This is a genomic window from Rhizobium sp. BK060 (genome assembly GCF_014193145.1).
GTDB lineage: Bacteria > Pseudomonadota > Alphaproteobacteria > Rhizobiales > Rhizobiaceae > Rhizobium.
In genome coordinates this window covers 1-23,243 of the sequence record NZ_JACHYW010000032.1, presented here as the reverse complement: position 1 = coordinate 23,243, position 23,243 = coordinate 1, and the positions used below count along the sequence as shown (strand labels likewise).

At 58.6% G+C, this 23,243-nt stretch carries 15 protein-coding genes, 1 tRNA gene and 1 pseudogene; 10 read left to right on the top strand and 7 right to left on the bottom strand.

The genetic code is table 11. The features are described from left to right. Positions 1-56: 56 nt before the first annotated feature. Positions 57-1,043 carry an aldo/keto reductase gene (locus FHT71_RS26405; protein ID WP_246718102.1) on the bottom strand — a complete coding sequence of 329 codons (987 nt, stop codon included), beginning with the start codon at positions 1,041-1,043 and terminating at the stop codon, positions 57-59. A gap of 623 nt (positions 1,044-1,666) precedes the next feature. Here FHT71_RS26405 and FHT71_RS26400 point away from each other — a divergent pair. The 5 genes from FHT71_RS26400 (at position 1,667) to FHT71_RS31920 (ending at position 7,649) form a co-directional block, all read left to right on the top strand. Beyond that, positions 1,667-2,809, top strand: a complete 1,143-nt coding sequence (locus FHT71_RS26400) for an NADH-dependent flavin oxidoreductase (RefSeq protein WP_183722746.1) — start codon at positions 1,667-1,669, stop codon at positions 2,807-2,809. Positions 2,810-3,259: 450 nt separating this feature from the next. Beyond that, a protein-coding gene (locus tag FHT71_RS26395) for an IS5 family transposase (protein ID WP_183722745.1) occupies positions 3,260-4,020 on the top strand; the annotation gives its coding sequence in 2 pieces (ribosomal slippage) (positions 3,260-3,587 and positions 3,587-4,020; 762 coding nt in all). Positions 4,021-4,160: 140 nt separating this feature from the next. After that, positions 4,161-5,918, top strand: coding sequence for an adenylate/guanylate cyclase domain-containing protein (locus FHT71_RS26390; RefSeq protein ID WP_183722743.1), 1,758 nt, complete (start codon positions 4,161-4,163; stop codon positions 5,916-5,918). A gap of 201 nt (positions 5,919-6,119) precedes the next feature. Continuing rightward, entirely contained in the window at positions 6,120-7,076 is a 957-nt protein-coding gene (locus tag FHT71_RS26385; protein WP_183722741.1) for a glycine betaine ABC transporter substrate-binding protein, read from the top strand. 102 nt (positions 7,077-7,178) lie between these two features. Beyond that, complete coding sequence (locus FHT71_RS31920; protein WP_246718099.1) at positions 7,179-7,649, top strand: alpha/beta fold hydrolase; 471 nt, start codon at positions 7,179-7,181, stop codon at positions 7,647-7,649. 330 nt (positions 7,650-7,979) lie between these two features. On the opposite strand, the gene FHT71_RS26375 is transcribed toward FHT71_RS31920, so the two are convergent. Beyond that, positions 7,980-8,873: a LysR family transcriptional regulator gene (locus tag FHT71_RS26375; protein ID WP_183722739.1), complete on the bottom strand. Its 894-nt coding sequence runs from the start codon at positions 8,871-8,873 to the stop codon at positions 7,980-7,982. Between the two features lie 100 nt (positions 8,874-8,973). Between FHT71_RS26375 and FHT71_RS26370 the strand changes: the two genes are divergently transcribed. Beyond that, on the top strand, positions 8,974-9,600 hold the full coding sequence (locus FHT71_RS26370) for an NADPH-dependent F420 reductase (RefSeq protein WP_183722737.1): 627 nt from the start codon (positions 8,974-8,976) through the stop codon (positions 9,598-9,600). Positions 9,601-9,666: 66 nt separating this feature from the next. Further along, entirely contained in the window at positions 9,667-10,629 is a 963-nt protein-coding gene (locus tag FHT71_RS26365; protein WP_210294297.1) for a zinc-binding alcohol dehydrogenase family protein, read from the top strand. Between the two features lie 235 nt (positions 10,630-10,864). Here FHT71_RS26365 and FHT71_RS26360 read toward each other — a convergent pair whose 3' ends face one another. Next, the gene (locus tag FHT71_RS26360) at positions 10,865-16,987 is read right to left on the bottom strand and encodes a hypothetical protein (RefSeq protein WP_183722736.1); all 6,123 of its coding nucleotides are present in this window, start codon (positions 16,985-16,987) and stop codon (positions 10,865-10,867) included. Positions 16,988-17,249: 262 nt separating this feature from the next. On the opposite strand from FHT71_RS26360, the gene FHT71_RS26355 reads away from it, so the two are divergent. Further along, entirely contained in the window at positions 17,250-17,942 is a 693-nt protein-coding gene (locus FHT71_RS26355; protein WP_183722734.1) for a hypothetical protein, read from the top strand. Between the two features lie 249 nt (positions 17,943-18,191). Continuing rightward, on the top strand, positions 18,192-18,413 hold the full coding sequence (locus FHT71_RS26350; protein WP_183722732.1) for a hypothetical protein: 222 nt from the start codon (positions 18,192-18,194) through the stop codon (positions 18,411-18,413). A 376-nt stretch (positions 18,414-18,789) separates the two neighbouring features. On the opposite strand, the gene FHT71_RS26345 is transcribed toward FHT71_RS26350, so the two are convergent. Next, on the bottom strand, positions 18,790-20,646 hold the full coding sequence (locus FHT71_RS26345) for an AAA family ATPase (RefSeq protein ID WP_183722730.1): 1,857 nt from the start codon (positions 20,644-20,646) through the stop codon (positions 18,790-18,792). 764 nt (positions 20,647-21,410) lie between these two features. Here FHT71_RS26345 and FHT71_RS26340 point away from each other — a divergent pair. Beyond that, entirely contained in the window at positions 21,411-21,611 is a 201-nt protein-coding gene (locus FHT71_RS26340) for an AlpA family phage regulatory protein (protein WP_183722728.1), read from the top strand. Between the two features lie 257 nt (positions 21,612-21,868). On the opposite strand, the gene FHT71_RS26335 is transcribed toward FHT71_RS26340, so the two are convergent. The 3 genes and pseudogenes from FHT71_RS26335 to FHT71_RS26325 all read right to left on the bottom strand — a co-directional run. After that, positions 21,869-21,944, bottom strand: a tRNA-Trp gene (locus FHT71_RS26335). Between the two features lie 140 nt (positions 21,945-22,084). Then, entirely contained in the window at positions 22,085-22,978 is an 894-nt protein-coding gene (locus FHT71_RS26330; RefSeq protein ID WP_007791986.1) for an NAD(P)-dependent oxidoreductase, read from the bottom strand. Positions 22,979-23,150: 172 nt separating this feature from the next. Further along, positions 23,151-23,243: pseudogene (locus tag FHT71_RS26325) on the bottom strand (elongation factor Tu); the annotation flags it as partial.

Sequence of the window (23,243 nt, the reverse complement as noted above, 5' to 3'; positions counted from 1 at the left end):
TGGTCGGGCGAACACCGTTTCGAGGGCCGCCCGCCATCGTTAATCAGGGTTGAGCGCTACGCGCTGGTATCGACGAGGTCCATCTGCATGCTGTTCATGCGTCCGCCGTGAACGGCGATCTTGGCCATGGCCGCGTCGATGTCTTGGAGATCGGCGGCTGAAAGCTGTACGCGCGCAGCGCCGAGGTTCTCTTCCAGGTGTGCAACGTCGCGGGTCCCTGGAATAGGAACGATGAAGGGCTTCCTTGCAAGCAACCACGCCAGTGCGACCTGCGACGGCGTCGCTCCCTTCTTTGCAGAGAACTGCCTCAGGAATTCGACTATAGGCATATTCGCTGCGAGGTTCTCAGGCGAGAAACGCTCAAAGGTCGACCTGATATCGGTCTTGGGATCCAGCTTCGTAGAGCCGTCCATCTCGCCCGTCAAATATCCCATCCCGACCGGGCCCCAAGGAACGAAGCCGATTCCGAGTTCTTCGCAGACAGCGAGAACCCCGTTTCTTTCCGGATCCCGTTCCATCAGCGAAAATTCGGTTTGAACTGCCGTAATCTCTTGAACCGCGTGCGCCTTGCGTATCGTGGCGGCACTTGGCTCGGACAACCCGAAGTGTAGGACCTTGCCTTGCTTGATCAGGTCGTTAACGGCGCCCGCTACCTCCTCGATTGGGACGTTCGGGTCGACGCGGTGCTGGTAGAACAGATCGATGCGGTCGGTCTTTAGGCGCTTCAGCGAGGCGTCGGCAACCTGTTTGATGCGTTCGGGACGGCTGTTCAGCCCGATAGTCCCGTCGATCGCGAAGCCGAATTTCGTCGCGATTTTCACCTGATCACGAATGGGCGACAGTGCCTCTCCAACGAGTTCCTCGCTGGTGTACGGCCCATAGACTTCGGCCGTATCAAAGAACGTTACGCCCATTTCGTGAGCCGTGCGTAGAGTGTGGATGCCTTGTTTGATGTCGGCTGGTGGACCGTAGTTTGCGCTGATGCTCATCGCACCCGCTCCAATTTCAGAGACCTCCAGGTTTCCCAGTTTGCGCGGTTTCATGTTCGATCCTGTCTGTTGACTAGTGGCTTTCGCCTCACCGGAAGAGGCGGCCCGCGCTATTGAGCTGAGCGGCAGGGCGGCGCCAACGGCAACCGTGGTAGCCATGAACTCCCGCCGCCCGATGCCGGGTTTGGTTGACGATCGGTTTGACTTGTTCTCATCCATCGGCAATCTCCTGAATTTGCTCTCGGCATGAATAGTCGCGCCGCAAGACGCCGAATGTCGTTGCGACGGCCTTACAGCCTGATTGGCTAGCGCTACGGTTGATTAGATAGAAGGGCGGTCTCGATCCGATTAGACCGCTTTCGCTGCATAGCTTTAGAAACTGCATTTCTAAATCGCTCGGTGCTGATGCCCACGTAGCTTTCGAAATGAGAGGCTAAGGAGCTCAGCGGCGAGGCTCGCTTGAAGGCCGAGGCAAACTGCGGCCGCATACCGGCATGTGCTTGCGAATTGTGTGTGCTATTCGGCGGGTGGCTTGATCTCGCCGAAATTCGCCGCCTCCCATTTATAAGCCCCATTTCTAACTTCATGCGAATTGTAGCGGCTAATCAAAAGCAGTCTCCATCGCTATCTCCGGTGTCACCAACCGCCAATGGATATTGCGAAGGAAATTCCCGACAATGAGCACGACATCCAAACTCTTCGAACCGTTCACGTTCGCCAACGGGCTGACCCTGCGCAACCATATTGCAATGGCGCCGATGACCACTTGGTCGGCGAACGGCGACGGGACGGTTTCTGACGACGAGGTCGCCTATTATCGACGTCGGGCGAAAGGAGTGGGGCTAGTCCTGACGGGCTGCACGCACGTCACGCAGAATGGAATTGGATTTACGGGAGAGTTTGCTTCTTATGATGATCGCTTCACACCCAGCCTTCGTCGCTTGGCTGATGCCGCCAAAAGCGGCGGAGCCCTCGCTGTCCTTCAAATCTTCCATGCTGGGAACAAGGCCGAACCAACGCTCACACCGGATGGAGAAATCGTCAGTGCAAGCCCGGTTAAAGCCGCGGCGGGGCCGTTCAATTCAGGAGACGTTGCACCGCGTGCCCTGAGTCAGGACGAAATTCTCGAGGTTATAGCCGCTTTCGGGGAGGCGACGCGTCGCGCCATTGAGGCGGGTTTCGACGGAATTGAACTGCATGGCGCTCACGGGTTCCTGCTCCAAAACTTCCTCTCGCCCCACTACAACCAGCGTCATGATCAATGGGGCGGCTCGCTCGAAAACCGCATGCGTTTCCCGCTCGCAGTAGTCAGCGAAGTGAAGAGAGTGATCGCGACTTCCGCGACGCAGCCATTCATATTGGGCTACAGGCTATCCCCCGAAGAATCGGAGCCAGGCGGCCTTCGCATAGGTGAAATTTACGAACTTATCGACCAGCTAATCGCTGGGGAAGTTGACTATGTCCATGCATCGTTGTCGAGCGTACTCGAGGCTACGCCAGTCGACTCTAACGACGGCAGGACGATGGCCGAATTGATCTCGACCAGAGTGGCCGGTCGAGTACCAGTCATCGCTGCCGGTCAGGTCAGAACATCAGAACAAGCCGAGCGTTCGCTTGCTCTGGGCGTCTCAATGATCGCCGTAGGCAAAGGACTCGTAATTAACCCGGAGTGGGTCGATCTCGCTAAGAGCGGTAACGACAACTTGATCGATGACGAAATCAGAACCTCGAAGATCCCTGAGATAGCGCTCCCAAGGAACCTCTGGAACGTGATCGAGGAAACCCGTGGCTGGTTCAAAATAAGAGACGACGCTGCGTGAGCGAGCCGCGTATGCAGGTAGCCGCTGCTGTCTGCATACGACAAGATCCCGCCGGACAGCGGCCAAACGATTCAGGTCAGTCGTGCGGCGTACTTACTGGCATGGCTGCTGGAAAGTTGGCTTTGTTACAGCAGTTTCGACAGAAGGCCGACCGCGCCCCTGCCGCAACGCTGCCGCCAAGCGTTGCTACAAGTCCGGCAAACTTGTAGCAACACGCCTCGGGTACTCCAGCGACGTCTGCCGAAGCCACTGACAAGGCCAGCCTGCTTAGATCGCCAGCCGTTTGCACGGCGAAGAGGCCCTGTCTGGTCGAGGGATAGCGCGTCGGACGTCAACCGCCCGCTCGCGAAGAACCTATGTGGATTTCGGGGCAGATAAACTAGGAAGTGTGGACTCTTGGGATCCCAAATCTGAGCAAATCAGATTCAAGACTGTCTTTTGGAGGCAGGCATGGGTGTTTTGGACCGTTTGGTACTTCGTGACGACCAGTGGGAGCGGATGGCTCCGCATATCATCGGTGATGATCGCACGCGCGGTTCTTCGGGTCGCGACAATCGCATGTTCGTGGAAGCGGTGTTGTGGATCGTGCGAACCGGCTCGCCCTGGCGCGATCTGCCTGACGTATTCGGCGATTGGAACAGCGTCTTTCGCCGCTTCAGCCGCTGGAGCCAAAAGGGCGTCTGGTGGCGGCTCTTCGACGCTATGTCAGACGATGGCGACTTTGAATATCTGATCGTCGATTCCACAATCATCCGGGCCCACCAACACGCCTCTGGCGCAAAAAAGGGGCTGAAAATCAGGCCCTTGGACGCTCGCGCGGCGGCCTGAGCACAAAAATCCATATGGCGGTGCGGGGCCTGGGATGCCCGGTGCGCTTTGTGCTCACTGCCGGCCAGAAGGGCGATGCGCCGCAAGCTGATGGCTTGATCGAAAACCTACCTGCCAATGTCGTCATGGCCGATACCGCCTACGATAGTGATCGGCTACGCAAGGCTATCGCCGACAAAGGCGCACAAGCCGTCATCCCAAACAATCCTTCGCGTGCCCGGAAATATCCGCTCGACAAGCAACTCTATGCCCAGCGCCACCTGATCGAGTGCTGCTTTTCAAAACTCAAGCAATTCCGACGCATTGCCACCCGATACGAGAAAACAGCGCGAAACTACCATTCGATGATCGCTCTTGCCGCGACAATCCTATGGCTGAGGTAACTGTCCACACCTCCTCCTCGCGCTTGTCGATTGACGGATTGCGGAGCTGTCGTAAGGCGTCCGTCCCGCTAGACCTCCCCATCGAGCAATAGTAGATTGCTCATATTAGAGATCGAGCATGAGTTGCGTAGGGGCGCGTCATGGATCGGAAGCTTGCCGCGATCATGTCCGCAGACGTCATCGGCTACAGCCGTCTGTCGGCTCTCGATGAAGAGGGAACGATACGCGCGCTCGACCGAAGCCGCGAGCGTATCGACAGGCTCGTCGCGCAATACGGCGGCCGCGTCTTCGGTCTTGCTGGAGACGGCATCATGGCCGAGTTCTCGAGCGCCGTTCAGGCCGTTCGCTGCGCGGTTCAGATTCAGCGTGACCTCTCTGCAGACGACGGCGAACCCGACAGCAGCTTGAAATTTCGTATCGGCATCAACCTAGGGGACGTAGTTGTCGCGGGCGAGGATCTACTTGGCGACGGCGTCAATATCGCCGCGCGGCTGCAGTCCATTGCTGGATCGTCTGCAATATGCATCTCTGGTCCGGTTCGCGACCAGCTCGGCGCGAAAACGGAATTCAGGGTGCGCAGTATGGGCAAGCGGATCCTGAAAAATATCCCGACCGCCATCCCTGTTTTCCAGGTCGATTGGTCGACCCTACCCGTCGGGACGAAGAGCGCCCATTCGCCCTCGGCCGCAGCAGCAGAGGATCCTTCCGGTCCACCGGTCATCGCCATCCTTCCCTTCGCAAACCTGGCAACTGACGAACTCTGGGAAAGGCTCGCTGGAGGACTTTCCGCCGACATCATCGCCGATCTTGCACGCTATCCCGACCTGGCTGTGATCTCCCGTCAGACCATGATCGCTTACAAGGGGTGCGAGAACGACGTCTTGTCCATCGGCAGGGAGCTGAATGCCGACTACGTGGTGGAAGGAAATCTGCAGGCGACCGGTGATCAGGTAAGAATTTCCGTCCAGCTCGTGGATGCATCCAGCGGGGCGAGCCTGTGGAGTGCCCGTTACAACGAGACGGCCGGCAACATCTTCGAGCTGCAGGACGCCGTCACTGCGAGCGTGGTCAACGTCCTCGGGAATTGCTGCGGAAAGCTTCTAAGCTTCCGGCGCGACGTCCTCCGGCGCAAGAAGCCTGCGAGCCTGCAGGCCTACGACTGCTATCTCCTGGGCGAGGAGCACCTCGACCTCTTCACTCGCGCCTCGAACGCCGAGGCCATCCGGTTTCTATCGCGCGCAGTCCAGCTCGATCCAAAGCTCGCAAGAGCATGGACCGGATTGGGACTTGCCTACTCCACCGACGTCTGCAACGGATTTTCTGAAGACCCCACTTCCTCGGTTCGGCGCTTCGAAGAATGCGTAGAGAAGGCTCTGGAGCTCGATCCGCAGGATTTGGTCGCCCGGCTCTGCATCGCTGGGGTCAGAGCTGTGCGAGGCGACTTCGAGGGCGCTTTGAATGATCATGAAATAGTCCTTAAAGCCGCTCCCCATGACGCCGACACGATCGCAATGCTGGCCGGCAATGTGACGTTGGTCGCGGGCGAACCGGAGCACGGCTGCGAGTTGGCCAGGCGAGCCATCCGACTCAACCCCAACATCCCTTGGTACTATGGCATGCTGGGCCGTTGCTGCTTCGTCGCCGGCCTCTACAAGGAGTGCATTGCGGCCCTAAATCGAGCTCCGCCCCAATCGCCGGCGACGCTCCTGTTCATGGCGATGGCAGCCGCGATGCTCAACCGGGAAGAAGATGCGGCGCGCTTCGTCTCTCGTCTGAACGAGCCCCTCCCCGGATTTTTAGCGGAAACGTTCATACGAGGATATCCGGTCACAAACCCTCAGGCGCTCGCCGCCATTCGCGACGCAGCGAGAAGGCTATCCGCCGAAAGCATGACGTGAGGCTGCTTAGTCCGAGCAGCTTTTTCACCAGAGGCGGACGGAGGCCTCCGGCGGACGCTACTGGCCGCTTTCTCCCGGCGCTATCTAAATACGCCGACGAAGCCCATCGGCCAGGTACCTTCCTAGAGGCGTCACGCTCCCGGCTATCCATTGTATTTGAAACGGACGGGCTCGACTGTTCCGCGATTTTTGGAATTTATCATGCTCGGGATTGCCTTAGCTTTGGCGTCTCAACAAAAATGGGACAACGATGATCACCAAAAGCTTTATCGCGGCACTTATATTGATGATCGGAGGGGCAGGTACGGCCGCGTCGCAGTCGTCGTCAGCTCAAAAATCGATACGGAGGGAGAAGTACTCGGAAACATCATTCTCGACATGGTGGAAGCTGCGCGCATTCCGATCGTGAACCAAGTGGGACAAGGCGCGGGGCCGGTGCTTCGCAAAGCGCTTCTCTCCGGGCAGGTCGATATCTATCCCGAATACACCGGGAACGCAGCGTATTTCTTCAACACAGCAGGCAAGCACGGCTGGCGAGATGCGGCCCAAGCTTACGAGCAAGCAAGGAAGATGGATCTCGATGCAAACTGGATCGTCTGGCTGCAGCGCGCTCGCGCAAATAACACGTGGGGCATCGCTATCCGAGAGGACCTTGCGCAACAGCATGGGATAAAGAGTCTCTCCGATTTTGGCCGGTACGTCGCCGGCGGCGGCACGATAGTTTTGGCGGGTTCGTCGGAGTTCGTGACGTCGCCCGCGGCGTTGCCGATGTTCGAGAAGGTGTACGGATTCAAACTGAAGCCCGATAGTCTCATTGTCCTTGCTGGTGGCGACACCGCGGCGACAATTTCGGCTGCGGCCAATCAGACCAATAATGCCAATGCTGCGATGGTCTATGCGACCGATGGCGGAATCTCCGCCGGCGGACTCGTCCTGCTCGAAGACGACAAGAGCGCTCAGCCAGTCTACCAGCCTGCCCCGATCATCCGCCAGGAGACACTGCAAAAGCATCCCGAAATCGAAAAGATCTTGAAGCCAGTTTTCGAAAAGCTTGACCTCGACACGTTGCGGAACCTGAACGCTAAGGTTCAGGTGGACGGAGAGCCTGCAAACTCCGTTGCCACCCAGTTCCTGACAAAGTCCGGGTTCCTCAAATGACTTGCAGGTTTTTCTAACACCTGTTTAGAGGCGAGCGATGCCAGACGGGCGCGCAATCCGACACGGTGCTCAAACTCTAGCTGTTAATATCGACGCAAAGTCATGAATCGTAATGCGCCCCGCGAGATCCAGGTCGAACAGCACACCGTTGAGATCGATGGTGCAAAGCTGTTCGCGAAAGCCTGGACACCCCCGCGATTGGCAAAAGAGGAGCCGATCCTTCTGTTCCACGACTCGATCGGATGCACTGCCCTCTGGCGAGCCTTTCCGGAGCGCCTCGCGAAGGACACTGGTAGACAGGTTGTCGCGTACGATCGGCTAGGCTTCGGTGAATCAGATCCGCCTCCCAACGGGATAAAGTTCACGTTCGTTTCGGATGAGGCGCGAACAGTCATTCCAGAGCTTCTTGAGCGTTTGGAGATCACGAATTTTGTTGCCTGCGGCCATAGCGTCGGCGGCGCTATGGCAATCGAGACTGCATCCTCCTTAGGAAGGCGGCTTACCGCGGCCATTACGATTGCAGCTCAAGCTTTTGTTGAGGCGCGAACGCTCGAAGGGATCGCCCCAGGCTAAAAAGGCGATGAACTCGCCCGAAGCACTGGCGAAGCTCTCGCGGTATCATGGAGGCAAGGCGAAGTGGGCTTTAGACGCGTGGACGGAAACTTGGCTCCATCCCGCGTTCCGTTGCTGGAGCCTGGACGCAACTCTCCAGTGGGTCACTTGTCCGGTACTAGCAATACATGGTGACAAGGATGAATATGGCTCGACGGAACATGCGCGTCGTATCGCGCAAGCGAATTGCCGTGTTCACATTATGCCAGGTATTGGCCATGTCCCTCATCGAGAAAGCGAGGGGCCGCTTGTCGAGGCGATTGCGCAATTCCTCGCGTCGTTGCGCTGAGCCTAGGTGGTTCTCCGCCCGAATACGCGGATCGAAAAGTCGAGAAAACTTCGAAGCTTCGGTGTCACCCTACGATCTGGCGCGTAAAGGACGTGCAATGGTCTTGATGGAACGGAGTATCCCGGAAGGACAGAAACAAGTCGCCCCTCTTTCAAGGAATCCTGCACTATCTCAAGCGGTTGCAATATAATACCGAGGCCCGCCAGCGCCGCGCAAAGCAATGGCTCCCCGTGATCGGCCATAAATCGGCTAGTGATCGGTACGACTACGCGTCCCTCCGGGCCGTCGAAGGTCCATTGCGTCCTTAAATCGGTGTGCGAAAACCCAAGACATTCATGTTGCACGAGGTCTGATGGAATCTTTGGTGGTGCGTGCCGCTTAAGATAGTCCGGCGACGCGCATGCGGCGAGCTGATAGGGATTCAACGGGCGAGCGATCAGCCCGCTATCGGCCAGTTCCCCCACTCGAAAGACGACGTCGTACCCCTCTTCCACCAAGTCTACGGCTCTGTTGCTTAGTGTGAGTTCGACCGACACCTCGGGATACTCTTGCATATACTCCGGCAGTCGCGGCGCCAGAGTCCTCATTCCGAAACTGACCGGCGCGTTGATCCGCAGTCGTCCTGTGGGTATCGCGCGCGTTTCAGCCGCCATGCCTTCGGCCGCCTCGACCTCAGCCAGTATCATTTTGGCTCTTTCGTAAAACACGCGACCGAAGTCGGTCAGACTCTGGCGCCTTGTCGTTCGATTGAGGAGCTGGACGCCAAGGTGCTGCTCGAGCCTCAATACCTGCTTGCCCACCAACTGAGATGACATTTGGAGAGCGTCTCCGGCTGCACTGAACGACCCGAGTTCCGCCGCCCTTACGAAGGCGTCCATGCATTCAAGCCTATCCATTGCAAACGCCCCGTTTTTTTTCTTAATACAAACTACTTATTTATCGCGATTTTTTTCAAGTCCATTCTCATGCCGGTTTTGAGGTGAATGGAGCAGAGCAATGAAAGTCGCGGTAGTGGGAACCGGAAACATGGGCGCGGCGTTCGCGAAAGCCTTGGATGCCGCGGGGATAGAAATCATCATAGGGCACCGCGACTTCGGCAAGGCCGCGGCTTTGGCCGCAAAGATCGGCTCAGGCGTCGAGAGTGGTGGGGTCAGCACCGCAATCAAGGTCGCCGACATCAGCATTCTTGCACTTCCCTACCCCTCAATTCTGGAGGTTCTCCAGGCGGCAGGAGCGTTGGACGGCAAGATAATCGTCGACATCAGCAATCCGATCACTGCTGATTACAAGGACCTGTTGCTCGGACATACATCGTCAGCGGCAGAACAGATCCAATCTGCCGCGCCAACCGCTCGCGTCGTCAAGGCGTTCAACACAATCTTCGCAAACCTCATCCCGCGCCAAGGACGGAACGAGAAACTGGTGCAGGTTTTCGTCGCGGGGAACGATGCCGATGCAACGGCGCGGGTCCGGGGGCTAGCTGAGAAACTCGCCTTCGAGGCCATTGATGCAGGTCCTCTTACCAACAGCAGATTCTTGGAACCCATTGGCGAGATGAACATCCACTTCGGATTTTTCCTCGGTTGGGGTCCGACCGCAGCGCCCGCGTGGGTCCGCTTCTAGGATTCGACGCCTCGCCTGTTGGTCGCTTTAGTTGCGTGTTGATGCACTTCGAAAAAGGATTTCGTGATGACCATGATGAAAGCTGCGGTGGTTTCCGCACCGGGCGGACCCGACGTCCTCAAGCTGGAGCACCGGCCTTTGCCTGTTCCTGAGAAAGGATGGGTTCGTATTGCCGTCAAAGCGTTCGGCATAAATCGGTCTGAGATGTTCACCAGGCAAGGTCATTCGCCAAGCGTCACCTTCCCTCGAATCCTCGGGATCGAAGCCGTCGGGGTCATCGATGAGGCCCCAGGGGGTGAGTTCCAACGCGGTGAAATTGTAGCGACCGTGATGGGGGGTATGGGACGGCAGTACGATGGGGGGTATGCCGAATACACGCGCGTTCCGGCTCGTCAGGTGAGACGAGTAGAGACGAAACTGCCATGGTCAACACTTGGCGCACTTCCGGAGATGCTCCAGACAGCGTGGGGTGTCCTCTTTTCAGGCTTGCGACTGCAGAAGACCGATAGGCTGCTGATCCGAGGTGGTACGACGTCGGTCGGGATGGCGGCGATCTCTATCGCAAAGGCTTGGGGAGCCCATGTGAGCGCCACAACAAGGCGCAAGGAACGGGCACCGGCTTTGTGGGAATGCGGCTCGGACAGAGTAATTGTCGACGATGGGAAGATCTCGGCGGGAGCTTACCGATTCGACAAAGTGCTGGAATTGGTCGGCACCACTGCGCTAGAAGACTCTCTTCTTTGCGCAGACCGCGGCGGTCTCGTTTGCATGTCCGGAATGGTTGGGAACAAATGGGCGATCGATCATTTCGCGCCGATGGATTCCATTCCCAATCGCGTCTCACTAACAACCTATAGCGGTGAGCCAACCGATTTCCTCGAAATGCCATTCCAAGAGCTGGTTGACGATGTCGCAGCCGGCAGGCTGACGATACGCGTTGGACGCGTCTTCCAATTCGACCAGATCGTAGAGGCACACCAGTGCATGGAAGACAACGCAGCCGAAGGCAAAATTGTCGTCGTGATCTAAGGTGAAATCTGTTTCCAAACGGGCAAGTCCCATCGCCGCGCGCGACGCCACTGATCAACATCTACAGTTCATTTGAAAGGAACACAGATATGCCAGTAGTTGGAATGAGAAAGGCGGCCGTCGCCGCCGAGATCACCGATAGCATCACCAGGAGTACGGGGACGGACCCTAACTATAGAGGCGCTCCGCCATTACCTCCACGGTGTCCCTTGGGGGCAAGGAACGCGGACGAAAGTTATCGCGAACGAAGCTCCAGGAGCGTTGGAAGCACCGCGATTGCTGCCGTAGGAACGTCGATCTGTTCGGAAAGGCCGTCCAGGCACGCGATGATGGCCTGACTGGCATCCGGCCATTCGTCCGCCACTGCTTTGAAGTCTTCGGAGATCAGTGCGGTCCTCTCGGCGAGCCCATCTAAGCCCGACCAGGCATAGACATAGACGGCGTTCAACAGTGCGATTGCGGCACTACCGCTTTCTTCGCCCTCTGCGAGCTTGATCCGAACATGCGGCCAAGACCTAGCATTCTCTCGAGCAGTCCTTCGCACCCAGGCCGCGAAACCCGCGCGATCACCCTGCCGGCGACAAACCTTCGCGAAAACGTCGACGAAAGCACCGTAGCCCTGATCAAGCTTGTACATGTCGCTCTTGTCCGCCACGAGATCCAATCTTTCCCGAAACATCGACAGCCGCCTTGCGTCAACCTTGTCTATATCGATCAGAAGCGCTGCGAAGCCCGGACACAGCAGCGGATCCTGATCGACAGTCTCGGTCATGATCCGTTCGAGAAGGGCTGAGGGATCACGTTCCGCGAACGGATTGTCCGGCGCGATCCAACCTGCCTTCAACATTGCGACCGCCGGGTCGTCGGCGATCCAGTAGACGTCCGGAGCTTCGGCATGAGGAACAAGAACCTCAGGGTGCGGCGTCCAGCTTTCGACCAATCCAGGCTGCCCCACAAGTCCTTTGAACGTTAAGGGTACATCCATGCGACGCCGCAGCATCTCAGCTACCATCGCGCCTCGAAGACGCCCGCTGGAGAGCTTGAGCGTGCAATTGACAATCCACTGCTGCCAAACCTTGTCCCTCTCGTAGTCAAGGATCCGCGTCGGCGACTTGGAGGCCAGCCATCTGCGGAAGTTGGCCGGGTCCAGGCCTTCGATCGCAACGTTCCTTGTAAGCTGGTCCGCGTGAAGCCATACAAGGCAGAAAGCAAGCTCGGCCGGAAGCGACCGCCAAGTCTCGTCCGAAATCGCTTGTTTCGCACTGTGTCGAAGGGCTGCGAGAAAGAGCTTCGCATTCTCGTCGGCAAACCCGCGAGCCACTCGATCGTCCGGAACCGCCGTTCCAAGCATGGAGGCGCACTGTAGGCGGACGAAGAAAAGGTTTATGGACTCGAACTCTTCCGACCCGTCGTCGCTTTGCGCCTCGCCGAATTCCTTCAATAGTTCGTCCGGGAGCTTGATAGGAATGCTCGAAAGGCGATTGACAGCTTCCTCGATGCCAACGGTCGCCCGCAGTGAATGCATGGCTTGATCAAGCAGGGTGCGTCCGGATCCGCGAAAATCGCTCGGCAATCCGAGGAAGTTCAGAAGCTGCTGTGGAGCTGGTAGTTCAAAATCGGATGCCTGGATGGATTCCGAAGACGATGCTCGTTCCCACATGAGCTGCCGCGAACGAGCAAAGTCCGATCTCACGCGATCGAGGAAGGTCACGACCCGTTGCTCAACGTTTGGCTGTCGCGCAACATCGATCAGATCCACCGGGGATGACGCATAGCCACCAATGCTCTCCGTCGGCAGCGCGAGCAACATCTGTTCGCGCATAGCAACCTCCGGATAGACGAGAGCCATGATTGCATCCGGTAGCCGGATCCTGTGGTCGCCGACCAGAACGATGCCTGTTGGGCACCCCCCCTCGTCGATCTTCGGCTGCAGAATGCCACAGCCGTGGGGATGGAGCTCGACCGAAATCTGCGCCGTCGGCGACCGGTCCCATTGCTTTAGCGCGATTTCCAGCGTTCGAACTGCAATCTTCGTCTTTTCGTCAAGATCAAGCAGAAGCACCTGTTCGATGCCAAGCTCTTTCCCGATGTTCTTCCTGCATGTTATTTTGTCCGACCATTCGTCCGGCAGGAGGTTGAGGAAGTCGCGAACGACGCTCCGCATCCGGTTGCGGAAATGACTTTCGATGGAAGGGTCGATGTCTTTCGGTTTCTCAAGAACTCGAGCCAGCATCGACGCCAGCATGCCCGCAATTTCCTCGGCAGCTACGGGATCGGCCTCTGCCATGGGATTGACGACCGAACTCATCGCCCAATCCATGTAGCTCTGCCTGATCCCCTCAGGAAGTTCCGCGTTGCCAAGGTCGGAGTGGATCGGCAGGCTCAGCACCTGCACGACCGTAAGAAGAGCGAAGGTTCGGCGCGCGGCGGGATCTTCGGAGTTCGACGAATCCGGCAAGTATCCGAGCCGCAGGTTCGACCACGCCCAGTTCGACCTCGCAGCCAGATCTTGTTCGTCGCTTTCGCCTTGCCGCCACAGGCGCGCTGTCAGGTCGCGCACAATTCCAGCGATCTCGACTGTTCGTCGCGCCTCCCCGACGATCCGTCCTTCGCCATCGAGCTGCGGGTTTTGATTCGTGTATTTGAGGTTAAGGGTCTCGTTTGCGAACCATTGCCGCATCTTGACGAGGTCGCTGTTCTCGACAAGTGCGTTTCCTTCCACCGGTGCGCTTTCGATAAGAACAGCCATCTCCTCTATTTCGATGGGACCGAAGAGGTAACCCCACTCCCATAGGCTTGCTCGCAAGGACGCCAGCCTATTTTTGTCGAGAAAGCCCCGATCGGCGAGATGCGAAATGACATCGGGAAACGAGAACGCGCCTGGAAGCGGCTGGATCGACAAGGTACGGTCTTCGATCCAGAAATGGATTCGTTCGAACTCATCTTCAGAGGGAAGCGTTTCGACCAGGCACCTCGCATGAGCCGGAACTGCCGCCCCCTGCTCCACCACATCGTGCGACCTCACCGCGACTGTCCTCCACCGCGACGCCGTGAGCTTTTCGGAAACATACTTCAAAACGTCTCCGAGAACGCCCTTGACCCGTTCCTCGTCTTCCGCGTCCCGCACCTGGACGAACAAGCGGTCCAGATCGGATCTGAGTATATCAACAGGGATGGCGCGAGCCACCGGCTCAAGGACGCCCGCGTTTGCAAGATCTACGACCGCTCCTCCCCTCAAGCACAGGCGGTCCAACGTCGTCCGGGGCGTGGCTTCGGAAATTTCCAGCGCGCAAATAACGTCGTCGAACTGCGCCCGCGGAAGATGTCCTTCGAGGAAGGCTCGATCAACTGCAAAGGCGACAATAGCCTTGTCGTCCTCAGGTACCCCTTTTCGGACCAGAGCTATTTCGCGCGTCTCCGGATCAAACTCGCTCAGGACATGGACCGCGCTTTCGTGACGTATAATCGATCGAACCGCCGTGGCCGCGGCTGGGGACACTGCATGGAGCTTGGGCTCGGTTAACACCAGCGCTTCAGGAAGTGACGGAGGGATTTCAATCTCGAAGGCTTCGTCCAGCTCGTCAACGATTCCTGCCCGCCATGCCATTAGCAGCCCGCTCAGATCTAGCCTCAGAACAGGTCTTGCGCCCTTCAGTTCTAACCGCGGTTCATACGCACCGGAATGGAGCATCATCGGCAGCTTGTCTCCCAGCCGGCTTTGTCGGAATGCAGGGTCGGCAAGGAAGAGCTTCACGTAGTCCTTTGCCTCGTGCCTCATTGCGGCCGCAGCCGGAACCCGACCATAAAGCCAGTCATCGAGATCGCTACGATACTCCTTCGCGCTTTCTTCCAGGACTGAATATGCGTCTTCAATTCGTTCGAACTTGCGGAAGGATCGACTGCTCGTCTGTGCGACCATCAATCGGCGTATCATCGTGTCCTGGAGATCGGTCAGCCCCAGTCGGCTGGAGAGGTCAAGGACTGCGCCCGCGAGTTCCTCCGAGATCCTCTCTCTTGGCAGCTCCTCAAGGGCACGACGCGCGATTGACGGCGCGTAACTCTGCAACGCCATCGCCACCTGAACGGCCTTGCGTTCGTCGATGCCCCCCGCGTCCAATACAATTTCCGCTTGTTCCTTCACACGGTCGAGGGCACCAATCTTCAGGAAGGCAGTCAGCAGTTCGTCGCGAAGCTGAGGGTCATCTTCCTCACGGATCAGCGCCTGGAGATCCTCAATCAGTTCCTTGTGACTTCCGAGAGCTTCCCACGCCTTGACCCTTACGTACACGAGCCGCCGGGAACGCTCGATGCCCGCCGCGCCTGCATCGTCGAGTAGTGCGATAGATGCCCGAGGGTCGCCGGTGTTCAGTGCGGCCGCGGCTGCCAGCTCGACGCCGCGGGCTGTACGAGTCTTCGTCAGCTTGGCCCGAAGACTGTCAACCTGCGCGAACGCATCACGCGAGGCTAGAAACTCAGCGCCCGCTAGCAGATCTTCGGCGCCCACCTCGTCGGATCTCAGGAACGCCTCGAGAGGCGCAAGGTCGCTCGTATTGACAGCATGTCGGATAGCTGGCGTCAGTCCCGATGACGGATCGACGCCGCTGTTCGAAAACTGGATGCGCCAGTAGGCAAAGAACTCGGCGGCTTCGGGAAACTGACTGCCGAACTTTTCGAGCACCGCCAAGCCGCGATCGGGGCGGTTCCCATTGGCCGACAACAGCGCCAGCACCGCGACGTGACCAGGCTCTCCGTTGCCGTCTCTCAACGCATCTCCGAGGAGCTTTTTGATGCGGCCCATGCGGATTGGCAGCCTGTACTTCAATGCCCAGACGATGACCGCGGGTTCGATTTTGCCCCTGGAGAGAAGCGAGCGCGCAAAGGCTCGACCGAGCGGCGTCGTGTCGGGGTTAAGAAGGAGGGCTGCGAGCTTCCACACCTCCGCCTCTCCCTTGATTTCCCCCTCTGCGGTCTCAACAAGACGGTCGAAGTCGTTGCCAGCCTGCACCAGCAACGCGCGAGCTTCGGAACTCGAAATAACCAGCGACTTGCTTATGGGATTGGGGGCGCCGGCGAACTGCGGCGTATGGCCTTCGGCAAGGGCACACGCAACGCGCATGCTTCCGCGGGTCAGCAGCGCCATCGCGCCATCCGGCTCCTTCGCGGCCGCGGAAACCGCCAGATTGAGCGCCTCGCTCCTACTGCCTCCTCGAATAAAAGTGGCGATCGCCCGAAGGCGAAGTCCTTCCGAGGAAACGTCGTCGCCGACCAAAGGACGCAAGACGTCGAGGGCCTCCTTTGGCTTGCCGTCTTCGAGCAGGAGCGCGGCCATCAGTTCCCGCTCCCGCCGTCCCTCAGGCGACTTCAAGTAGTCTTGGGCAGCCTTCCCCGTCTTCGTAGCGCGGACGAAAAACGCATGTGCGCTTCTATCGGGGGCGGGCTGAAAACGATCCGCGTCATCGAGAAGCCGGGCGGCAGCATCGACATCCCCCTCGCCAAGAAGCACCATGGCGACCGCGCGGAGACCTTTCGCCTTCGTCTCTGCATTGGCGCCGCCCCATACGAAGGGATTGGCCTGGGCGTCTTCGAGCCACGTTCGCACGGCCGACCGTCGTCCTCTCCGCAGGGCAGCGATCGCCTCTTCCAAGCTTTTTGACAAAGCTTCCGAAAGCGGCGCTGTGTAGAGGGATTCGATCTGCGAAAGCAGGGCGCCCTGTCCGACGGTGAATCCTTTCGGCGTGAAGGGAGCGCTCGCGGCGGCTAGAGCGACGCCCGTGGGAACGTCGGCTGATAGCGCCCTCACCCAAGCGTCGTTGAAGTATCGGTCTACGAGCGCAGGATCCTTTCGGAACAGGTCCGAGATGAACGGTGAATCCCAGAGGGTGAACTTGATCCCCCGCTCTGCCAGTTGTCTTGCAAGAATGCGGGCGTCGTCATTCAGGTCGTCATCATTGGATTCAACCGTGACAGCAAGTATGAACTGCTTAACACCCTTGTCATGCCAGTGGCCATCAAGGTGCGTCGTGAATTCCCCCATCCACTTTCGGACTTCCCAGGCCTTGATGTCCTTGTAGCATTTACAGGAGACCACGACGAAGGGCTCGTGGAGGTCGTTGAATACTTCGACATCGACGCCAAACTGCTCCTGGCCGTTCCTCCGCTTGAGGGCGACCCGTTGGCCCGGATGTTCTACCCGAAGCAGGTCGCGGCACAATTCTTCAAATTTGCGGCTTCCAACGTCGACCAGCGGCAAAACTGCGTCTCGGTGAATCGAAGGAAGCGTTATGGTCAGCGCCGCCGGGGTCTCATGCAGTCTCGGTTGCAACTCGGCGGTCTTCTTGATTGTGGCTCTGCCGGTCATGACTCGTCCTCGGGATCCGCCATTTATCCAAATCCGGATGCCTAGATGCAACTGTTCGTCGGTAATCCACAACTCTTACATCGCCAGTCCCGCTTCATACCGATGCTCCGAGAAAGGAGGCTTCGTTCCTTTGGGTGGTGGCAGCAGGCGGCATGGATTCTCTTCCGCCCCGAAATACGAGGGCACAAGACATCCAACTGGCAGGAACATCGACCTCTTCCGTCCGTTCGTCTTTCATAAACGGACACCGGAGGAGATTTCCATGACCAATCTCTATGACGAAGGCGCGCCTACCATTGCAGGACACAGCGCCAAAAGCACGCTGACGGCGTTCTTCGACTCCAGAAGCGACGCCGAGACGGCGATCGACAAGCTGAAAGACGCGGGCGTTACCGACGTGCGCCTGATGCCCGGCTACGAAGCCGGGGATGATGGTCCGGCAGCCGCCGCACAAGGTTCCGGATTCTGGGCGAGGCTGGAAGATTGGCTTTTCCCGGACGAAAATCGTGACGTGTACGCCGAAGGTCTGTGTCGCGGTGGCTTTCTTGTCTCTGCATCCGTCGATGCGGTCACCTACGACACCGCGCACGACATCCTTGACAACGAGGGCGCTATCGATCTCGACGACCGCGCGGACATCTGGCGGATGGAAGGCTGGACACCCCGCCGCGACCAGCAGGCGGCCGCTTCCAAAGAGGACGTCTTCCAGGCCGACGCGGCAGCAGTCGCCGCGACGGGCGGCGGCCAATACACGCGTAGCGCCGGGGCGACTTCGCCACGGGTCCGCGCGTACGAGCTGGCCGAAGAACTCCCCGACGACGTGGTCGACGACGTTCTTCCCACGGGCCATCAACGCGACGTGTCCGAAGGCGACCGTCCTGCTGAAGATCAGATGACGCAGAGCCAGTCGATCGACGACCTGCGTCAGAGCCAGATGCTGCCGGGCAGCCGCTGACCGGCACGCGCCGCCGAGCGAGGGTGGGCTCTGCCCTCCCCCATTGCTCCCTTGACGGGAAGCCGACCGACTCCATTCTCTTCAGTCCCCGTGCTGCCGACATAAATCTGGATCCGCCGAAGACGGGTGAAGCAGATGAAATTCGCTTCGCCCTGGCTTCGGAAGCCGAGCTCAATAATGGTTTGGTATTGAGCGCGACGTACGGGCGGACAGGTGCTATTCCTGCCAGACCCTTGTTAGGATCGCGATATGAGCCGATTTGAAGTTGCCGAAGCCGCCGTGACCGAAAAACTGCGCGCACTGAAGCTGAAGCCCGAGATGACGATTAACCTGTTCGACCTCGGGGTTCCACTGAACGCAGCCGGGTTCTCGCAGGAAGAGATCATCGCAGTCCTGTATGCGCTGGAGCAGGACAAGCTCCTCGAGTTTGCTCCTGGAAACAGGCTCCGGCTCCTGAAGCGATTGCCCTGACGGTTTCATCCCGAATGCCGTCAAGTCGCGGTCAAAGGCTCCTGAGAGCAACCGACGACTTCGGTGCTCAGTTCGCAGTATCGAGAGATGCTCCCTTGATCACGGTTCCTTCCGAGCGACCACCTGATCCATGTCAGCGATGATATCACTCAAGTCCACCACTCTGCCCGCGGCTGCTTGCTCGCTCAAGGCGTAAATACAAATCTCGGATTGCCGAGGCCCAAATCGGCATTGCTCGAGCATGGAGTAGAAAGCCAAGCTCTCATCCGACACCGAGCTTGTCTGATGGTGTACACGGTGAATTCCATTCAGTCCTCACAGCGGCCTGACCAGGCCCATCGTATCACGGGCGAATCCTTGTCCACAGTAGGCGACCCTACGACTTTTCAATTCGCATCTGACGGTCGACGACAAGCTCCGCCGCCAAGCGCGTCAGCCGTGCCTTGTCTTTTGCGAGGAGCTCCTTTGTCGCCCGGTATTCCCGTGCGAGAATTCCATCGACTTCGACACGAAGCTCCGGCGTCGGCATGAAGGAATCATCGACCCTGTCGGCCCCGACCTGATAGCGAAGCGACTTTCCCAGCCCATAGCTCGCAACAAGCCGATAAGCGAGCCGCGTCGCCTGATCGAGATCGCTTCCTTCGACGCCGGCGGCGCCAATCGACCTGTTTCCGAACACCACTTCCTCGGCGGCGGTGCCACCAAGCAAAGTACGCATCTTCGCGAGGAGATCCTTCTCCGTCGGCAACGCCCGATTGCTCATCTTGTAGTGAACTCGGCCCCCGTCCTGAACGGCTTCACCCTCCACCATATGGGATTCGACGCGGATGTTGATTACCTGCGCCGTCCCCGATGACATCGCCATCAGGGCATGCCCGATCTCGTGTACGCAGATGCGGTGGACGACTTCCTCCGGGAGCGGAACCTTCGCTGGGAGGACGGCTTTGACGTCCTGCAAGCTCAGCACGCCCTTTCGAACTCTTGCCGCGCGCTTAGCTCTCCGAGCGAGTCTCTCGAGGTCCGCGGGCGTTGCCAGCATCAAGTTGTCGGTCACCTCGCGAAGTTCGGTCGCCGATAGAACGTGCTGAAAATGATAAGAGAGGATCTCGGCGCGCTCTTCCTCCTCGGGTAGATCGAGATAGACATGCGCTTCCAAGCGTCCGGATCTAAGGATCGCATTGTCGATAAGGTGGCCATAGTTCGTCGCACCGACGACAATCGTTCCGGGCTGATCGAGCGCATGCGTCGTCAGCTCCAAGAAGCGGCCGATGACGTTGCCTTCGTAAAACGTATGGTCCGAGCGCATTCGAGCGCGATCTCCGATGGCGTCGAGCTCGTCCACGAACAGGACGGCGCCGCGGTGTGACGTTGCATTGGAGAAGGACGTGGACATCGCCTTGAGCATGTCGCCTAGGTGTCCATGCCTGGAGCCTTGCCACTCGCCTACGGATGTAGCGACGAGCTCGAATCCCAGCTCGTTCGCGAGCGCTGTCGCAAAAAGCGTCTTGCCGGTTCCGGGTGGACCGATAAGGGCGACGCCCCTGTCGACGTCCGACCAAGGAATTTTGTCTTCACGCCAGTCGGCGACGTCTCGCTTAATCGCCTCGACCCAAGGTCGCACCGGACCATAGCCCGGCAGTTCTGACAGCGTTGGAGTTCGGGGCGCCGTCGCGTCGGTCTTTGCCAGGCTAGATAGATCCAGACCCGAAAGGGAATGTCTAGCCGTAAGCCCTATAATCACTTCTGCGGGCTGCTGCGCTATCGCTTCCGCGAGGGCCATGTCGACATCTTCGCCGCCGATCACTTTGCGGGCAGCGACGATGTGTCTGGCCGTGGGTGGCGGAATGTCAACAATTACGTCCGCGGCCAGCTCCAACGCGAGCGGTACGGCGTCCCTCGATGGCGCAAGGTAGATCGCCTGATGTTCCGGCCGGAAGACCGTGACATCCTCGATTCCCTTCGCGGTCGACCGTCTCGACCGTTGGTCGATGATGTGAACCGGACGGCGGAAGTCGTCATTGTAGAAGCCACGCCCACCGCCCAGTAGGACGCTAGCGGCAGCTTTGGCGTGCCAGATCCACTCAGGCTTAACGATGCAAATCATGAGTCCCTTGGCATTGCTCCGGAACTGCGGAGTTTTTCTGAGAGCCGCTCTGAGCGCAGAGAGCATGAGGAACTTCGCCGGAGCGGTGCTGGTCTCGGCGAAGAGCTGCTTGTCGAGGTGGTGACGCATGTCAGCTCTCCGTGCCAGAGAAGAGGCGAAAGGCGTTTTCACCGAAGGGCCTCGATATTTCTGGTGTCAACAATTTCAGATCTCCGTTCTTCGACACGCGGTCCGACCGTCCCTGTCGGGGAACGACGCGCGCGGACGGGCAAGCGGCCCGTGGTAGGATTAAGGATTGTTCGCGTCGCGTCTTCCGAACCGTCGCGTTCAAGCGGCGCAGAGAGGACGTAAGACGGAGCCTGTGGTGAGGCCGTAAATCGATCGCCCCTGTGGATGACGCGGTTCCAAACGCATCTGACGCAAGGATTCGGCATGCGCGCATCGACCTCTCGTCGGATCGCCGCTGGCACCCGCGGATGAATAGGCACGAAGGATTCGATCGTGTCCGCTCAAATCCTCGAGAATCTCGTTCAGTTTATCATTCCGCGCTCAATGCTCACCTCATGATCATATAGCTCATGTAGTGATCTTTATGTCATATCGGAAGAATTGTCAACAACTGAGGAAGTCGGACGGCGCCTTTCTAAGCAGACCACTCAGCCACCCCGCCGAGCTGATTCAAAGCAAGGATTCGGACTTGCCTCCCACCGGGCAGATTTTTTACCCACAATAGTTGACAATGTCCACGATTTGTGCAAAATGTTTGCCCCTCGATTTTTTGGTTGCCGGCAGCGTTAGCCTGGGCTAATATTAGAGTGCCGCTAAGATAAGGCACATCGGGCAGCCCGCTCGAGACGGCATGGCCGTATCAACCATTTGTATGGAGCTTCCAAATGACGACTACCGAGAACGAGGAAGACGAGCCAGGTTTCTATTCGCGCCGACAGGTGTCGGAGCTGACAACGCTTTCACGAACGACCCTCTGGCGGTACGTGCGCGAGAAGCTGTTTCCGAGACCGGTCAAACTGGTGCGCAGAAAGACCGCCTGGTGGCGGCCGGACGTGCACAGATGGATGCAAGAGCAGCGGAAATAGGACTGATGCCAGCCGACCCCTGGCCGCAGCGCGACAATGCCGTCGCGACACCCCGCCTCCTCGGCCCGCAGCGGGCCGGAGTGCGCGGCACCGCGCCGCCGGGCAGCTCAGGCCGGTCTCGCGTGGCGAGGCGCTCCGCGGGCTTCTGCGTGGCGGCCTCGCCCCTCCGAATAGCCGGGCGCTGCCCAGAGCGTCGCCCAGAGGCTCTTCAGATCACCCTGTCCGTCGTGGATGATACCACAAGTGCTTGGAAGAATTGGCAGGGGCAGAGGGGCTCGAACCCCCGACCTGCGGTTTTGGAGACCGCCGCTCTACCAGCTGAGCTATACCCCTTTACGCTTTACATTCAGCTTCTTGACCGACTGGCCGCGAAGCGCAACTGCAAGCATGGCGCTCCCTTTAAGGCGGCAGCACAGGATTGGCAAGTGCGTTTTTCTATTTTTCCAATCCTGCGTCGCGGGAAAGGCCTGCGATCAGACTTTCACGTATTTGCGCCAGTCGTGCTCTTCCTTGAATCCAAGTACTTCGCGGATCTTGCGGTTGGAGAGCAGCCCCTCGTATTCGCCGATTTCGCGCGTGAACGGCACGTTCGGATAGAATCGCTTAGCAAGCTCCCTCGACGGCGTATTGGCCGACACCGTGTCATTCGCGGCGTTGAAGACCTGGAAACCCAAGCCGTCCTTCTCAATGCAGAGATGGCAGATCTGCCCGAGGTCGCGGGCGTCGATATAGCTCCAGGCGATACGCTTACGCATTTCAGGATTAGCGAAATAGGTCGGGAACCTCTCGTACTCGTGCGGCTCGATGACGTTGCCGATGCGCAGCGCGTAGATGTCGAAGCCGGAGCGTTCGGCAAAGGCGCGGGCCGTCGTCTCGTTCAGCACCTTGGAGAGACCATAGGAATCCATCGGATTGACGTCGTAGTCCTCCTCCAACGGAAACTGGTGGAAGTCGCGATGGCCCTCCGCAAAGCAGACGCCGTAGGTCGTCTCGCTCGAGGCGACGATGATCTTGCGGATGCCGAGCTTCACCGCCGCTTCGATGACGTTGTAGGTGCCCATCGTGTTGATGCGGAAGGTCTCGTTGTCAGGCTTGATGAGGATGCGCGGGATCGCCGCGAAATGCACTACTGCGTCGAAAGGCTGGACGCCCTTCCCTGCATCCATGTCCGGAAAGTCGCGATGCATCGAAAGCGCATTGAAGACCTGGCCGCTGTCGGTGATGTCGGCAATCAGATTGGTCACACCGGGGCTATCAAGCGGCACCAAGTCGACGTTGTGAACCTCGTAGCCGGCGTTAACCAGCCACGGCACCGAATGGCGCCCCGCCTTGCCCGAACCGCCTGTGAAGAGAATACGCTTTTTCATAGTGTCCTCCGCATATGAAATCGGAGGGATAGATAAACGCTTTGCACCCAAGCGCAAGACCACTGCTCGCATTGCGTTGGCACCATGGGCGACTTCCCCATTCACAAGAGCAGGCAAAGGAAAAGCCCCGCTGTTTCCAGCGGGGCCTTCTTAAATCCAGATAATCCGAAGATTACTCGACGATGGAGGCAACGATGCCTGCGCCGACCGTACGGCCGCCTTCGCGGATAGCGAAGCGCAGCTTTTCTTCCATCGCGATCGGAAC